This is a genomic window from Mesorhizobium sp. B263B2A, assembly GCF_020165775.1.
Taxonomy (GTDB): domain Bacteria; phylum Pseudomonadota; class Alphaproteobacteria; order Rhizobiales; family Rhizobiaceae; genus Mesorhizobium; species Mesorhizobium opportunistum.
Genome location: NZ_JAIUIU010000010.1, coordinates 192,398 through 209,529, shown reverse-complemented (window position 1 = coordinate 209,529; position 17,132 = coordinate 192,398). Strand labels below are relative to the sequence as shown.

Genomic DNA, 17,132 nt, shown 5'->3' with positions numbered 1-17,132 from the left:
CAATGACTTGCGCGGTGCGATTTCGGCGTGTCAGGAGACCGCGACGTCATCACGGTACTCGGCCGCGCCTTCCTCTCTTAGCGCCGCGACCAACTTGACCGCCGCCCCCCAATGCTTGGCAACGTCGCTTCGCGTCATTTCCCGGCTCCGGCCACCAATCGGCAAACCTCCCGCGATCGCCTTTAAGTCACGCAGTACGGAAGCTATGTGCGGCCAAGGAAAGTCCGTAGGGTCACCAATATCTCGATCAGCCCCGACGATCATTTCTAACTTAGCGATGACGCCGACGAGCGACGTAGCCGCGACTTCGGGGATCGAATCTTGAAGTTTTAGAGCTTCAGTCATCGCAAAGACCTCGGCCTCCCGCGCAACCACATACTCCCGTGGATCACCGAGAGTACGCACAGTTTGGTTTCGAACCCGCGTCTGTGAATCTGCAGTCAATACCTGAATTCCGGGGTTGACCATGATTTGGCTCTCCAGCCGCTGCTGCACGCGGCATAGCAGCATGGAGACGTACCGAGCCATTCGCCAATCACTCAAAAGAACCAGTGCGGGATCGCGTAAGGATGCGGGTTGCAATTCTGGCTCGTTGCGGCTTGCGGCGAGAACAATCGGCTTTTTCGCTGGCACAGCATGGTCTCCTTCCGTGGGCACTCCCGCTGAGCGGGTCCAAAACCAATCACAGAACCCGGCTCTCCGAACGTTTGTCGAGAATACTCCGTGGTGAAATACTCTGCAAGGCGCTGTTCTCGAATTCATGGAAATCCGAGAAGTGTTTGCTCAAAACCTAAGAGCCTTGCGGCGGGCCAGAGGCCTGTCACAGGAAGAGCTTGCCCACCAAGCTGGGATTGATCGCACCTACATCAGTGCGTTGGAACGCAAAGTGTACAACCCGAGCATCGATGTCGTTGACCGGTTGGCTGAGGTGCTGGGCGTGGATGTCGCAGATTTGCTGAAACGACCATCAGGCGATCCGCAGAGATCGAAGTCTGAGCTTGATGAATAAAGACTGGCCTGCTGCCGGTTTTTCGGACACCAGGTTAAGCTAGCATAGCTTGTTCCTCGAACTCCACGGGGCTCAGATAGCCCAGCGTCGAGTGCCTCCGCCGAGGGTTGTAGAAGCGCTCGATATCGTCGAACACATCCGCCCTGGCGGCATCTCTCGTCCTGTAGACCTTGCGGGCTGTCCGCTCGGTTTTCAACGACGAGAAGAAGCTCTCCATCGCAGCATTGTCCCAGACGTTGCCCGACCGGCTCATCGAACACGTAATGCCGTGATCGGCCATCAGGCGCTGGAACTGCTCGCTTGTGTATTGCGATCCCTGGTCGGAATGATGCAGCAGGCTGTCGGGCTTGCCCGGCGCCAGATCGCCATGATGAGGGCGTCGGTGACGAGTTGCGCTGTCATCTCGGCCTTCATCGCCCAGCCGACGACCCGCCTGGAGAACAGGTCGACCACGGCGGCAACGTAGAGCCATCCTTCGGCGGTCCAGATATAGGTGAAGTCGGCGACCCATTTCTGGTTCGGCGCCGAGGCCTCGAAAGCGCGGTCAAGGAGGTTGTCCGACACAACCGCTCGCTCGCCAATATCCTTCGGGAGTCCTCGGCGCCGAGGCCTGGCACGCAGACCGTTCTCCCGCATCAGCCTCTCGACGCGATGCAGGCCGCAGGACAGCCCCTCAGCCAGCACGTCGTGCCAGACGCGACGGGCGCCATAGGTTCGGTCGCTGCTCTTGAAGCTATGGTCGATCCTGGAAACGAGGATCTCGTCATGGCGGGAGCGAGCGCTGGGGCTGCGGTTGAGCCAAGCATGGAAGCCCGAGCGAGAGACATCCAGCGCGTCGCACAGCCATGCCACCGGCCAGATGCTCCGGTGCCTGCGATGAAAGCGAACCTCATGTCACTTCCCTCGCGAAGTAGGCTGCGGCCTTTTTTAGGATGTCGCGCTCCTCCTTCAGCTTCGCCACTTCCTTGCGCAGCCGGTCAATCTCCTGCTGCTCCGGTTTCATTTGCCCATGACCGGGAAACGCATGCTGCGGATCGGACGAGAGCTCGCGCACCCACTTGCGCAGCACATTCTCGTGGAGATCGAGGTCGCGGGCAGCCTGGGCCACCGCAACGCCCCGATCCTTGATCAATCTCACCGCCTCAAGCTTGAACTCGCGGCTGAATTTTCTTCTCTGCATTCCAACTCTCCAGTTCCGTTAAACACCTTATCTCGGTGTCCACGAAACCGGCAGCAGGCCATGTCGTCGAACTTGCAGTAGGAGCTATATTCGGAGCGCCAATGGAGACCTGCCAGGTGTGAGTACTCTTGGTTGAGCTCGAAATAATTCCTGCCCGCACCGCTCCACCCTTCGCGTCGGCACCCTTGTCGGTCGCGACCTAAGAAAACACGCGCGACAGGAGCGGGCTCCCGCCCCCGATCAGTGAGCGATCTGCGCGCTCTTGTGGCTTTCGACCGAGTTGAGATAGCTTGCCACAGGCACAACTCCAGTCGGTTGCCTCCAAAAGCGAAGGGCATATCCTTCGGAGACTCTTGGCGATTTCAACGTGTCGGACCGATGCCCCCAACATCCTCCAAGCTAGTTCCTTTGCCAATTGACGCGGTGGCGGCACGGCCAACCCGAGAGTTGCCGCGCGTCCTGCTCTTTTTTGCCAATGACGACGAAGTTGGACACACCTACTTGCGCAACCTTGAGGCCGAGAGCGAGGCGTTGGCCGATGCGATGCGAAGAGCCGAATCGCTGGAGCTCTGCAAATTTTTCGAAGTACGCCAAGCGACGGCTTCAATGATTTTCGATTTGTTTGCAGACCCTGCGAATAGGGGGCTCGTCGCGGTGTTCCACTATGCAGGTCACGCGAACTCGTTCCAGCTTCTGTTGAGGTCAGCCGAAGGGGGATTGCGAACGGCTGATCGTAGGGGCCTCGCAGAGTATCTGGGTCAGCAGCAGAGCTTGCGCCTAGTCTTTCTCAATGGATGCTCGACAAGGATGCATGTCGAAGATTTGCTGCTCGCAGGCGTAGACGCGGTTATTGCCACGGATCGGGCAGTTGCCGACAGGACTGCAACAGACTTTGCTACCCGTTTTTACAGGAATTTTGGAAACGGTGCCTCGATCGGCACCGCGTTCGCCGAGGCAGTGGCAGCCGTCAAAACGGATCACGGCGCCGACCCTCGGGATCTGTACCATCCCGATCAGGTCGAGTGGAGCGCTGACCGATGGCCATGGAGCCTTCATCTACGACCCGGGGCGGCTGAAGCAGCCAACTGGAGCCTCCCGGTGGCGGTCGGAGATCCATTGTTTTCGCTCCCGCAGCCAGTGCCTAGAGAATTGCCCGAGAGGCCATTTCGAAATCTGCAAAGCTACGGGGAAGAGCATGCCGAGCTGTTTTCGGGTCGCGCGGACGAGATAAGATACCTCTATGACTGGTTAGCCGGTCCAGATCGAGCGCAGATCATGTTGGTCACAGGTCAATCTGGGGCCGGCAAGTCCTCCCTGCTTCAAGCAGGTCTCTTGCCACGACTAAGGGCGTTTTCGGCTCGATTTGTCGTGTGCGATGCGGGGCTGGGAATCGAGGCCTCCCTGACGAGCGCTCTGGGGGCAACGTCCCGCATAACTTTGGAGGAAGCCTGGCGGACTGCAGAGCAAGAGGCAGGACCCTTGTTCGCGGTGCTGGATCAGTTGGATCGGGCACTGGCCGGTGCAGATGAAAGGCAGAGTGGATCCCTGCCGTCATTTCTTGATGCTTTGGCGGAACTTTTCGGCGCCCCGCGCGATCGTCCGCGGGGACGCCTGATCCTCGCGTTCCGCAAGGAATATCTCGCGGACATCGAAGCGGGTCTTATCCGTCGTTCAATTCCATTCGAAATCTTCTCCATTCCTGACCTTTCGCGCCACGGCGTGGTCGACATAGTCATGAGTGCCACACGCACCGAGCGTCTACGCAGCGCTTACAAGCTCTCGATTGATCCCGCTTTGCCCCACCGTATGGCCGAATATGTGCTCAGCCATGAGGTGTCGAATGTCACTCCGCTCCTACAGGTTCAATTGTCTCGGATGTGGGATGACGCACCCCAGACGCCAACGGGTGAAAGGCATTTATCCGTCGACCTCTTCAGAGACCTAGTCGACAGGCAGCGTTTCCTCCACGATTTTTTCGACGAGCAGATCGAGCGACTTCGACAAGAAATGCCAGAGGCCGTCGGCACCGGGCTCGCGCTCGACCTCTTGGAGTACTTCACGAATGCCAACGGCACGGCTCGCGACCGTACGGAGACGGACCTAGTGGCCAACTTCGGTTCTTCGATCGTCAGCCTTGTTCGAAAATTAAGCGGATTATATTTTCTCGTGGCCTGCACCCACGCGGGACAGCCGGCGAACCGGTTGGCGCATGACGTCATCGCCTCATATGTGCGCAGCAGGTTCGAGGAATCGCAATCCCCAGGGCAGCGCGCACGCCGCATCCTCGAAGGGCGCGTTAGGCCTGTTGACGTCTCCACCCTCGAGGCCCTCCGGGTTTCGAGCCCGGACGTCCTCCGACCACTGGGCGAACGCGACCTGGAGCTGGTGGAACTCGGCCTTTCAGGGATGCGCCTGCCGACGCCGGATCAGATAAAGCTGATCGAGGTCAGCAAGGAGGCGCGCAGAAGTGCACGATTGCGCAGAATTGGTGTGGCTTCCGGGGCCATTGCAGCCGCTCTGCTGATTGCAGTCCTAGTTTTCGTGGCATGGGTGACCGACCAGCAGAGAGAATATCAGAGGCAGGCCGCCACGATCCGAGCTCTCGCTCAGCGCGCATTGCGCGATGCCCCGCAGTACAACCAAGCATCAATACTGATTGCCGAAGAGGCCTTCGAACTCAGCAGACGGGCCAAAGGGGTTGGCATGCTCGAGGTTGCGGATGTCTTCCGGCAGATTCTATCTCAACCCTTCCATCTAAGGAGCGTTGAGGCTGCCGACTTGTCGGTCGTCTCCGCCCGGAGTGACTCCGCTGAACGCCGCGCCGTACTTGTCGATAGAGATGGCGGCTTAGCTTTCCTAGACATCGAACAGCGCAGAACGTTTAGTCTTGCCCGTATCGAGGGCGAAGAGACCGTGGCGGCGGACATCCACCCATCCGGCACGATGATTGCGAGCGCGGCAAGGAGCGGCAAAATATACTTGCGCACCGGCAGCGCATTTGAACATATTGAGACGCTGTTTGACGAGAAGCAGGTAGAACCGACAGCTGTTGCTTTTTCGAGCGACGGCTCCGCACTCTTGGTGGGCGACGCGCAGGGTGGGATCGTCGAATGGATCGCGAACGAGGCAACCACTCCTGCTTTCGCCAACCCAGAGAGACTCGACCAGAAATGGCCGTCAGACCTGAAGTTACCACGCGTCACGACGATTGTGTCCGTACCAGATGGGTTCTACGTCGGCGGCGGTGACAAGGTATTATTCATCGCTAGAAGCAATCCGAACAAGGCTTTCGAGGTCTGCCGCCTTCCCGACAGCGGCGAGATTTCGACAATTACGATCGACGCGACTTCTCGTGATCCTGTTGTGGGAGCTCTCGATGGTTCAGTGCACGAATGCGATCAGGGTCGTCCTCAGACGATGCGCAAAGTGCTACCCTCAAGGGCGAGTGCCGTCGTTGGGATCGTCTCAGTATCCGACCCAGCCAGCCTCCTGATCTCGACACAGAGCCATGGTGCAACCCAGTATATCGCCTCCCGAGGAGAGGAAAGCGATCTCGGTGGAGACGGATTGCAAGTCCTTGCCTCGCTTGAGAAACGCCACTCATTGCTCGTGGCAGATTTTGGGACATTGGCCCTTCTGGAGGCTGCGGATGTGCTGCACCTCTCCCAAGCAATCCTGATGCGGGACCGTCCCGATGGCGGCCAGTCGGAGACCCTGTCGTACCTAGCGTTCGCGCGAAAAGATAATCTCTTGATTGCGGGGGTGCTACAAGAGGTCCCGAACGCTTTGCGGATGTGGGATATTTCTGGCGCCAACGCGTATGAGCTCCCTCCAATCCCACAACCAGTGCACGTCATGTCAGCGTATGTCCCGCCCGACGCTTCGCATGTCATCACAATCGATCCCTACAGCGTTGTTCGGGACTGGGACTTAGCTACTTACAAAGCACGCATTGTTCGCCCAGGGACAAGCGGCGTGGGATGGTCCCTTGCCGTGGATTCAATCGGCAACACCCTTGCCGTTTCAGTCGACGATTCCCGCTTAGAACTGATTGACATGGCTTCGGGCCATAGCCGTCAGATCGATTCGAACGGAATTGGCGTTACGACACGCGCGGTGGGCTTCTCTCCCTGGGACACGGACATCGTTTCTGGAGGGGAGGACGGAATGCTCAGGTTTTGGAGGCGGAACGGGACGGGCCAGTCAAGGGCTCCGATTCAGTTCGGCAATCCGGTGATGTCGCTCGCCGTAGATACGACGTCAGGCTCGGTTGCGGTTGGGGCAGGATCGACGGTTTATCTTCTCCGCAAGACCTCTGAAGTGAGCGTAACGAAAGAATTGCCAATGCTGAGCGCAGTAATGAAGCTGGCCTTCTCCCCATCTGGAAATTTACTTGCGGCCACCGATTCGGATGGCGGCGTGCTAGTATGGGACCTGCGTTACCTAGGCGGGGAGCCGCTCGTCTTCTCAAACAAGCAAGCATGGGCCTCCCGAGCTTTGGCGCTGGACGGCAAGGGAAGGCTCGGAGCCGGCACGGTCAACGGGCGCATCATTTTGGATACCGTTGATCCTTCGGTGCTCGCTGCCATCGCCTGTGCTCTAGTAGAAAAAGCAGCAACTGAGGATTGGAGTTGGACACAAAGCGTGACAGCGCTCAATGACAAAAGCTTGCTGGCTCCAATTTGCGTCAGGCCGGGACCGATGTGACGTAAGAATCCAGACGGGGTTGTTGGTCAGCCGTCGTAGCGAATGCGCGCTCTGCGAAGCCTGGTGAACCAATAGTATGGAACGCGCCCGTTGACCCAGAGACCCTCGGTGCAAGGAAAGTCAACGCGAAAATACGGAACGCCACTTCGTTGGCGCTAAGCCGGAGCACCCTGAACATTGCTACGCATATGGTGTACCCGTGGCGAGAAGGATGATGTAGCGTTCGCCTCCAGCCAAGTTCATTGGCCAAACACGCAATCTGCGCGGCGTTCTGCTGGAGCCGCTGCATTTCCGCATCGAAGTGAGCGACGAAAGCGATCGTTCCATTTTGGAGATGGATACCACATTTGTGGCGACCCAAGTCGGCTGCGGTAGTGAAGTCTTTTGAGCGGTTGGTGGGCTGCGATTTACTGACCCGCGTTTGCTCGCGTGGCTGGATTGCAGTTCGTCAGCCAGCAGAAAAAGCCAGGTTGAGCGTCCTCAGCGGTCAGCTTTTCAATCCGAGCAACTTCCTCTGCCGGGAGCCGAACTGTCGTAATCTCGTCAGCCATCTTTCCGCCGCCGGTCAACACAAGTCGCTCTACCTTTCGCCACGAGGTGTCGTTCGCGACGACCCATCTGTCGGAGATGCGTTGCAGGTAGGGCGCAACAAGAACTTCATCGAGTTTGCCCGACCAAACCGTTTGGTCAGAGGCTGGATCGAAAAGTGAATAGACCCTTTGGCCGTCATCGTCAGAGTAATGCCGGAATGTCATAAGGATACTGTTGGACGAATCGGCGCGTGCATCTACTAGGTCTGAATCCGAGACGTGCTCATGCCAACTAACAGCACGACCACCGTCGCGGGACCACGTCCCAACCGCCACTGCGGATGGGGAAAAGCGAAATACGATGCCAATACGATTATCCTTCAACGGCATGACATCGAAGATTTCGAAAATCTTCCGTCCAGGAGCCAGCGCGGCTTCTGGAAGAATGTAGCGTTGTTGAATTTCACCGGAGATACCGTCTAGTTGCCAAAGAACAGGTGTGACGTCCGGATCGTTTGCGCCACTTAGCATCAAGACAACGTTCGGGTTGTGCAACCGGCGCAGGGAGCTCCAGCCGCGAACCGGCAGCTCTTTGCTCCACATCCGCACAAATTTTAGAGGTCCGGGGGTTGGTTGCGCCGTCGCCTCCCACGCCTCCAGACGGCCCTGATGAACCTGAAATGCCCGGATTTTGTTTTCTTGCGAGTAATAGTCCGGCAATTGGGCCAATGATACAGGTCCGTAAGAGTCGAGTTCATTGTCAGGTATCTCAAGAGATGCCTGACCGTTATCAGTCCACCCGATCGTCAGGAGGGTCGTACGATCGAAGAGTATGATCCTGTTCGCCGTTCGCACGGACAGTGTCGTTTCGGCAATGGAGGCGTTCTCCGCCGGCGATTCCAACATTCTCGTCTGCAGCAGCATTCCGTCTTTGAAACGCGCAATTCTTTTGCTTGTTGCAATGTTCAATTCATTGCCAAAAAACGCGGCGGCCAAGATTCGCTCTCCTGGCAAAAGCTGTTCCAAGCGAGTTTCGTTGCCTGTGGCGAGATCGTATAGACGGTGATCGCTTTCGCCATATCGGACGAGCCAGTATCGGCGGTCCTCGCCCACAGAACGAACACCAGGAGCAAGGCGATCATAAAGGGCCTCAGGTATTCTTAGTCCTATGCTCAGGCTTGGCGGCCCAGCCGTCCGAACCCGAAACACGCTGACGGTGCCGAGCGCATCCAGAACAGCGATCCGACTTGAATCGGCCGCATACGCGATCCTGACTGCATGCGCTTGACTGGAAACGATTAGCGATGACCCATCGGGGTTGTTGTCGGGGAGAAGCGTCAGGTTCCAGCTCTCTAACGTCCCACGTCCCTCCTGATCACCCGACGTGCCCCGCACGTCGTTGGCAACGACGGCGAAACGGCCATTCGGAGAAACAGCGATGGTCTGGACATTCGCCATCGCGGTCGCCGGCAAATCTCCAAAAAGCAATCCGCTTTCGCGACCTTGGAGCGCCTCAACGACTTTGCCCCCATCCGCCACGTCATTCGAGCTATCCGGCCAGCGCAACGTAAACACCTCTGGTGCCATGCCCCTTTGTTCCTGGCTACGGACCCACACAATACGATTCCCATGGAGGTCCGAGGCCAATGCCTGTCGCCCAATGCCGCTGTCTTCCCACACAGCCTCCCGCAATATCTGCGTTCGACCGCTCAAAGCGTTGACTGCGGTAAGGATCGCTTTTCCGGCCGATTGCGACGCTGAATCCGAAGCCACGATTTCCAAAGCTACCAATTGGTTTGGGGCAGGTCCCCACACAATCCAGGGAAATTCTTCCTTGTAGATGTACCAGTTGCCAACCGCCAGGTTGAGGTTTCGCTGAATGATGCCTGCTGGAGACTTGAGGCCCCCGACCCATATTACCTGCTTGGCTGCTGTAGTCAGAAAAAAGGATTCGCCGGTTGGATGTAACTTGATGCGGGTCAGGCCAGGCCATATGCCAATTTCGCGAGAATCAATGGCCCCGGAATTGTCGCGCGAAAAAATCAGAACCGTGCCGTCGGCCTTGCCAACCACACATGGCCAAGCACCATTTGCGCAGCTGTAAACCATCCCGTCGTCTACTGTGACGCTGGGGCTCGCCAATCCTGCGGGACTCAGATCAAAAATTTCGAGACGTGGGCGGTTGCCCGGATTTTGTTTCAGCAAGGCTACGAGCTGCCTCGCATAGGGCTCGTCGTCCAAGAGTGTCGCCGACTTCAAGCTGAGATTCGCGACAATGGTCGACTGCGCAACGTCATAAAGAGCAAGTTCTGTTTCATCGGTGGGATGACGCATCAGGACATATGAGATATCCAAGTTGGCGGCAAAAGGCTGCTCCGACTGCTCGTATACCGGAGGGAATAGCGTCGTGGCATTTTTGTCGACCCGATCGGGTGGGAGACGCGCCCAGACCGGATTTTTGTAGGCTGCGCGCACATAAAGACCGCGAAGCTCATTTGTCGAAAGATTTGGATCCAGACGATCTGCGGCTTCAGCTAGGCGAATAGAGACAGCCGGGTCGTAGGCAAGTTTTGTTTCGCCGAGCTGCAGCATGCGCCCGGCGGCTTCTTCAATGGCGGTATTTAGCCGTCCGAGCGCAACTGTGGTTTGCGTTTGAGCATATTTTGCAGCAATCACCGCAGCTCCAAGGAGAAAGACCAGTGCGGATACCGTGATCGATCTCAAGATCGAATTTCGCCTGGCCCGTCTGACGCTCGATTCGGCAAATCTGCTTTCTATCCCGTTAAGCCCAGGGGTACTCGCAGCCCGCAATTCTTTCACGGTCGCAACCCGGGCAGCATCCGACCACAATAGGCCCGTTTTTTTCTGTGGCGAGGTCGCCCATTCCTCGGCGTTTGGCGTTAATAGCCTTAGCGCGGCGATACGTTTCGCATCCTCGCGGACCCAGTTGAGCAGCCGGTCCCAACCGAGGATCAGCGCATCGTGCGCCAGTTCCAGATAGGTGTCGCCGTTGACACTGTCGGTGACAGTCAGGCGTGTTTCGTCGAGACGCTTCAGAGCTTTTTCGATGCAGGTGTTTTCCGCCGCGCTTGCTACCTCAAGCTCGCGCTTCAACACCCGCCGTCGAGCAAAAGCGCCAGCCTCGATAGATACGAAGCGCTCCAGGATGCGGCGTGCCGTCGACTCGCCGATCTCGTCGACGATCTGGTTGGCGCGCACCCGAAGAGATCCGGTTACGCCGCCTCCGAGTGCATCGTAATCTTCACTGGTCAGCGTCCTGTCATCGCTCGACCGTTTCAGGTAATGGGCGTACATCTCGCTCAGCGCGAACGACAACATCGGCAGCGCGCCAGGCATCTGCACGACGTCATTGACGAGTTGGTCGACCAGCGCTTCCGATTCGAATCGCATTACTTTGACACTAGCCGGGCCTTCTACTACCCGCTGTAACTCGTCCTGTGTCATTGCCGGGATCAGATAGCGAGCGGCGGGCCAGCGATCCTTCAAGGCCGATTGCGCGAATTGCGGCTCGAATTCCGAGCGCAGCGTGAACACCACGCGAAGCCGCTCGCCGGCTTTATCAAGTGCAGCTGCGATCAGGTCGAGATATTTCTTGTCTTCGCGGCCCATGGTTATCAATTCTTCGACCTGATCGACGACGAGCAAAATCTCATAGTCGCCCGGCTGGGCCTTAACCCAGTTGGCCAAGGCCAGCCGGTCTGACTTCAACGTCTGTTCGTCGATCAAAGGCATTTGCGTGAGCGCGGCATTGCGAAGCCCCGCGGCGAGACTCGCGAAAGGCATCGGGCCAGGCCGGACGACGATCGAATGAAACTGGGACGCGTCAAGCCGCGGCAACAGGCCGGCGCGAACTAAGCTTGATTTGCCGAGTCCGGAGGCGCCGGTAACGACTATGAAGCGTTCCCGCAGGACGCGTGCAAACAGGGCGTCACTGGCTTTGCGACGGCCGAAGAACAAATCCGACTGCGCAGTGTCGTAAACCCTCAGTCCGCGCCATGGGTTTGCATCCGGATCGAGAGGTGGGGCGGGCGGAAGGTCGAGCTTTTGGCCTGGGACCAGGAAAACGAACTCACCCTTGCCGTGTTTCTGCAGCGGCCAAAGAATGGGATCCTGCCTTGGCCGGCCACCGCCCGCTGGCGGCATAAGTTTGTCTTCCAGATATAGAAAAAGCTCCGTCGCTGTAATCACGCCGTCGCCCTTGTCCTGATCTGCCCGATGCAGGTCGGCTGCACCCTCCAGCCCTTTGATCAGCGCACCGGCAAAGGGAGAATGTTCGGCATTTTGAACTCTGAGCCCCAGCGGCTGCTCGGATGCAACATCCATTGCCTTCTGATCGTGGGCGGCGGACGCGATCGCTTGCCAGGCCGCCCCCTCGATGAACCACTGATAGCGCTCCTGGCGCAGATCTCCCGGAGCGATCACAATGTCCCGTGTCGCGGCCCAGCGGAACGCGCCGGCAAAACAGCAGTCGAGAATGACTAGCATGTGCCGGCACGGAAGCGCCGACAAAGCCTTGTTCAGATCGACCATAGACAGATAGCGATCAGTCAAATCGCGGTCGGCATCTTGAGGGAGAATATAGCCTTTCGGGCCTTCATCGCTGGATAACGCGATGCCATGGCCTGCAAAATAGAACAGAACTCGGTCGTTGCTCCCTATCCGGTCCGGCAAGCTCGCTAGCAGCTCCGTCAGCTTGTCGAAGGTAGCATTGGCGTCCGTGACGATTTCCGTGTCGAACCCATGGCTATCGTGCAGCACCCTCGCCAGATCCGCAGCGTCGCCGATAGGTGTCTTGAGGGTCGGCACGCTTGCGTAGTTATCGATCGCCACGAGAATGGCTAGGTTCTTTCTGAAACCCTCGATCCTCTCGACCGGGCTCATCTTGGTAGGAGGGCTTGCATCAGCGCTGCACGCCCAGCCTCCGTTGTAAAAAATGTTAGGTGATCGCAAGCGACCTCAAAGGCGAGCAATGCGGGGTTGCGGGGTTCCGGGAGTGCCCTTGCGCTGGCGACGGCTACTGCGATGTCGTTGGGCTTATTCAGGAAGGCCAGCGCCGTCACGTCGTGCAGGACATGCTGTGGCGATAGCCGCTCTAGCAGGGACCGCAATGTGCCGTTTGCAACTGCAGCGGGAATAATCGAGGTGTTGCCTATCAAAAGCGAATAGGGCGTTCGAGGATCGTCGCTTTGCCCCAGCTCGGTCAGAAATGGCGAGCCTGGTGCCATTTCGTCGAGAGCGACGTCAACCCTTTCGGCTGCCGCTGCAAGATCGCCCAAGAGTTGCAGCGGCCATGCAACACTGCTCAAGCCATTCAGCCCAATGGCTAGCGCGGCATTTGCCCAGTTCTGGATCGTTGGCCAGGGCGACCCTCCGTTTGGTGTGCCCAGCATGACCAAATGCTGCACGACCCGATTGCCGCCTTCCTTTTCAATGAACCAGCGTGTGACCAGTCCACCCATAGAATGCGCGGCAACGTGCAGCATCTTGCCGTGATCGACGCCCAACCCCACCGCTTCAAGGCGGCTTTTCATGCTGCGCGCATTATCCTTGATGCTGGTATTGATGTTCTCATAGTCGAATGCGAGTACCAAATCATAATCGTCGGCGATGCGTTTCGATACCAAGCCGGGCATCGCAACCTTCGCCTTCGAGGCTGCCGTCATACCCAAGGTGTCCCCGAGGATGCCATGAACGTAGAGCAGGATCCTCTGCGCCTGACCGACCTTGCCGCGCGCCAGGGTCACGTCCGTTTCGTAGACAGGTTGATCCTTGGCGTTGAAGCTAACGGCGGCAAGGTGCGGGTAGTCGTATCCGACAGCAAGGTATGGGCTGACGATCTTTTGAAACAGAATGCGAAGCGAACTGACGATCCCCCGCTCGACGTCTGCGGCTGTGCTGAACACGGGAATTTGCCTGAGTTCGATCTCCAGCGCACCGTCGACCGGTCGGCCAATCCCAAGCGGCAGGTAGAATTCGCCGTCCCAAGCGTAGGGAAGCACATGCTCGCCCGGTGCAAGACTGGTTGCCACTCGAAAACGCAACGGTGCTTCGGTCGTCACCGATGCCGCATTCTCAATGCCGCTGAGTTGCAGCGCTCCGAGGCCGGGATCGGTTCCGCGCGCAGTCTCGAACAGGAACGGCTGCGACGTTACCGGATCGTCGCGGAAAATTGCCGGCGTTCCCAAGGCACCCAGGGAGCGTCCAACCTCGGTTGTCGAGACGAGGCTCACCTGCGCTTCGAAGGCGGGGTGACCCAAGAGCATTACCCCGGAGCCGAGCTCGACCTGTTCACCAGCTTGGGGAACCTGTGCTGCTTCGAGCGGCCGCACCACCGTTAAGGCCATATCGCTTGTGGCCCAATCCCCAAGCTTCTCGTCACCATCCGGTTGGGCAGAGATGTCGCGATAGTAAACACGTTTGGCCAGACGCTCGAGCATCGATCGCGGACGCTCGAACTCTCGGTTCAGGCTGCGCGTACGGGTATAGGTTTCAATGGCGCCTTGATTGAACAACGTTGCGTCGAACTGCTCCCGGCTGACGATCAGCTTGAGCTGATCCGTCAGTTCGGTCCGGCCCGTCTGCCATTTCGCGTCTGGGATGGTCATGCAAAGATCTCGTCCACCTGCCACAGCAAGCGACTCTCCTGAGGGAACAAGCTGAGCACCGGTGGGGAACAGGTTTGAGCTCACCGAATAGTCTTCACCGAGCCACAGCAGCGCGCAGTACAAGTCGAAATCGCTCGAATTCGTCAGCGTCAGGCGAAGCCGAGGTGCACGCCATTTGCCATTGGCGGACCGGGTGTAGTAGAGGCGGCTTTCAGCGCGCGGATCAACTTCATTCCAGGCGTTGGCCCTGCCGTCCGCAACCGGCAAACGCATCGAAATTGTCACCGGCGCTTCGCCCAGATGGCTGTCGAGGTTGCTCAGGGAAGACACAGCCTGCCAACGCGCCACATGTTCGAGACGCTCGACCACAAGGGCCGCTCCATCGGCATTGGCGCCCTCTATTTCCGCAACTAATGGACGGTCGGCAGAGGACCGGCTGATCTGATAGCCGGCCGTGGTCGCAAGCACGCGGAAGTTGGCGGTGTCTTCCGTCCTTGCCTCCTGGACCAGAAGCGAAGCGCTGCCTGCATCGCCGGCACGACCCAATGCTTCTCTGACAAGCTGGAGTGCGGACTCTTCGCCAGAAAGATAGACCAGTTTGGCCGGCAAAGGCGTCGCGACCAAGATCGCGCGATATGTCAGATTGCGATCGAGGTCGCCATGGCCGGAGGGCCGGATGTCGACGCAACTGAGTTCTGGTCTCACGTCGTGCACATCGGCCAGCGCCACAGCCGCATCGAGCGACCGCCATGCCGTAGGATCGGCATCGAGCGGGAAAATCGCAAAACTGGTGGTTTGCGAGCCTTGAGGCGGGGCGATGCCGTGAATCGCCCCGCCATCGATGATCCATTGCAGGCCACCATCGAAGCTCATCGTAAAAGTGGCTCGGCCTTGATGAACCGCGCCGTCGAGGAAAAACAGCTGCAGATCTTGGGGATCGCTGCTCTCGATCTGCGGCACTTGCTGAGCCACGCGCATGCGGAGTTGGGCTTCGGCACGCTTCATCAAGTCTCGGTAGCTGATCGATCCGCGTGTCTGTCGCAGGGCCGCAAGCAGTGCCGCGGTGAATGCACCGTGCGGTCTGCCATCGTCGTTGACCTCCTTGGCTGTCTCACTGGAGCGGCAGGCAGCCAGCAGCACATGCCGGCCCTCGGGCATTACAACCCAATTGGTGTCGGAGGTCGCTTTGTCGTTACCGGCTTTTGTCAGAAGCGAGCCGTTCAGGAATGCCGCGATCGGGCGTTCTCGTCGATCTGTCGGTGCTCGCCGGATTGCCAATCCTTCTTCCAGCGCCGCGCGCGTTCCACTTCCCGAATGACAACAGTCAAGGACGCATAGAAAATGCGGGGCGCGGCCTGCAATTTCGGCGATCAGGACGGCCAGCTCTTTGTCGGCGAGGTCCCAGTTGCCGCTGCTTCTGCTGTCGAAGCAAACCAGCGTCTCGTTGAGATGGTCGGGCTCGATATTCCAGAACTCAACCGGGGCGTTCTCCTGTGACCCATGGCCACTAAAATAGAAGAGCGCCACATCGTCCGGGCCTGCCTTGCCAAGATGGTCACGAAAACCGCTTATGACGTTCGAGCGAGTTGCCTGATCATTTTTCAGCAGCTGCGCATCGATGGCAAATGCTCCCGTCTGCCCAAAATTTTGAAGCAGGGCGGCGATCGCATCGATGTCATTGACACATCCCCTCAAGCCGGGAACGGGCGCGGGGTAGTCATCGATGCCTACCAGGACCGCATAAACCGTCCGGCCCATGAGTTTCCCGCCCCTATCTGGGGTTGATCGTGAATGGCCGCTCCAGCTCAAAGGCCGGATTGGGTTCACCGACGAAAAAATAGTTGGGCGTCTGGTCTCTCGGCATTCTTCTGACAATTGCGCTATGGAATTTTTGATAGTCCCCGTCAAACTTGCCACCGTTCCAGACTAACTTCAGCGTTCCCGTGAAGCGTCCGTTGAACGCGCCGTCAGCAGACAGCTGATTGTCCTGGCAGCCAGAAATCAGCAACGCGGAGGCCTTCACGTCCGCTCGGCTGTTCCGGAAGCGCGGGTCATTTCCAATGCCATCATAGAAGGCTCGATTGGCCAGATAGGTTCGTTGGGCGACCTCGGGCGGCATGGCGCGATAGCGCGTAGGATCTTTTTTGGTGGTGTCGCCGATGGCTTGCATCAGGGCCATGTCTTTGATCACGGAGCCGCTGTGGCAACTGTCTGACAGGATCAACAGTCGAACGCCTGCAGCAAACCGGCCAATGAAGTAGTAAATTTCGTCGTCGACGAACTCGCCATCGAACAGGCACCAGGTTTCATCGAGCCCGTCAGGCTCATCACCGTCGGTATCCGGCACTTGGCCACCGTGACCCGAATAGGTCAGGAAGAAAATGTCGCCCGCCTCAAGTGCCGCCGCGGCGTTCTCCAGAACATTCGTCACGGCTTGTCTTGATGCTCCTTCGGTCAGCAAAACAGTGGCCCCAAATCCAGACGCCTCGGCGATCATTGCCATGTCGTTGGCATCCATCTCACAAGCCGCCAATTCCCCTGACCATCCCTGGTAGTGCTTGGGGTCGACGGCATTCAATCCGACATGGAGGGAGATTCCTTTGCCCATGGTATTTTTCCCCTACTAAACTCCCGGCAGCGCATTGCTGCTCGTTTGAACTGGGTATTCGCACCAGAACACCAGCCGCGTCGCAAAAGGTGCTTATTTACATATGGCTAAATATCTATGCACCACGGATCGGTCCGCGGATCACAGTTGTCGTGATTTCGAGCGGCCGCCTTTAGACCAGTTGTCTTGGGTGGAGCCGCGATCCCATTCTGCGTCACGAATTCTTTTATTTTAGCCGCGAGCGTAGGGGACAAAGTGACGGTCACATCTTGATTGCCGAGCGCTCCCTGAAACTGGCCCTGAACATCCTTGCCGGCGGCGTCGATAGCCTTCAGTAGATGGCCCAGTCCATAAAGCCCCACCCGAACTGGGCCACGACGGCCGCCCGCCCTTTTGCCGTCGCCGGCAGACCCGCCTGCCGCTCGCCGGCTCTTCGGTACCTTCGCCATATTGGTCCCCTCTGATGTTCCGT

7 protein-coding genes and 1 pseudogene are annotated in these 17,132 nt (G+C 58.2%); 2 read left to right on the top strand and 6 right to left on the bottom strand.

The window, feature by feature from the left end; genetic code table 11:
* Nucleotides 1–30 precede the first annotated feature (30 nt).
* On the bottom strand, nt 31–633 hold the full coding sequence (locus LB568_RS17930; RefSeq protein WP_224730817.1) for a hypothetical protein: 603 nt from the start codon (nt 631–633) through the stop codon (nt 31–33).
* Between the two features lie 127 nt (nt 634–760).
* On the opposite strand from LB568_RS17930, the gene LB568_RS17925 reads away from it, so the two are divergent.
* Complete coding sequence (locus LB568_RS17925) at nt 761–1,009, top strand: helix-turn-helix domain-containing protein (protein WP_224730816.1); 249 nt, start codon at nt 761–763, stop codon at nt 1,007–1,009.
* A 34-nt stretch (nt 1,010–1,043) separates the two neighbouring features.
* Here LB568_RS17925 and LB568_RS17920 read toward each other — a convergent pair.
* Nucleotides 1,044–2,189 (bottom strand): annotated as a pseudogene (locus LB568_RS17920) (IS3 family transposase).
* Between the two features lie 447 nt (nt 2,190–2,636).
* Between LB568_RS17920 and LB568_RS17915 the strand changes: the two are divergent.
* On the top strand, nt 2,637–6,896 hold the full coding sequence (locus tag LB568_RS17915) for a CHAT domain-containing protein (protein ID WP_263497059.1): 4,260 nt from the start codon (nt 2,637–2,639) through the stop codon (nt 6,894–6,896).
* A 407-nt stretch (nt 6,897–7,303) separates the two neighbouring features.
* Here the strand turns inward: LB568_RS17915 and LB568_RS17910 are convergent, their stop codons facing one another.
* The 4 genes from LB568_RS17910 to LB568_RS17895 form a co-directional block, all read right to left on the bottom strand.
* The gene (locus LB568_RS17910; RefSeq protein ID WP_224730814.1) at nt 7,304–12,328 is read right to left on the bottom strand and encodes a caspase family protein; all 5,025 of its coding nucleotides are present in this window, start codon (nt 12,326–12,328) and stop codon (nt 7,304–7,306) included.
* Entirely contained in the window at nt 12,325–15,810 is a 3,486-nt protein-coding gene (locus LB568_RS17905; protein ID WP_224730813.1) for a caspase family protein, read from the bottom strand. Before LB568_RS17905 ends, LB568_RS17910 begins: the two co-directional genes overlap by 4 nt.
* Nucleotides 15,811–15,823: 13 nt before the next feature.
* The gene (locus LB568_RS17900; protein ID WP_224730812.1) at nt 15,824–16,660 is read right to left on the bottom strand and encodes a caspase family protein; all 837 of its coding nucleotides are present in this window, start codon (nt 16,658–16,660) and stop codon (nt 15,824–15,826) included.
* A gap of 107 nt (nt 16,661–16,767) precedes the next feature.
* Nucleotides 16,768–17,109 carry a hypothetical protein gene (locus tag LB568_RS17895; RefSeq protein WP_224730811.1) on the bottom strand — a complete coding sequence of 114 codons (342 nt, stop codon included), beginning with the start codon at nt 17,107–17,109 and terminating at the stop codon, nt 16,768–16,770.
* Nucleotides 17,110–17,132 lie beyond the last annotated feature (23 nt).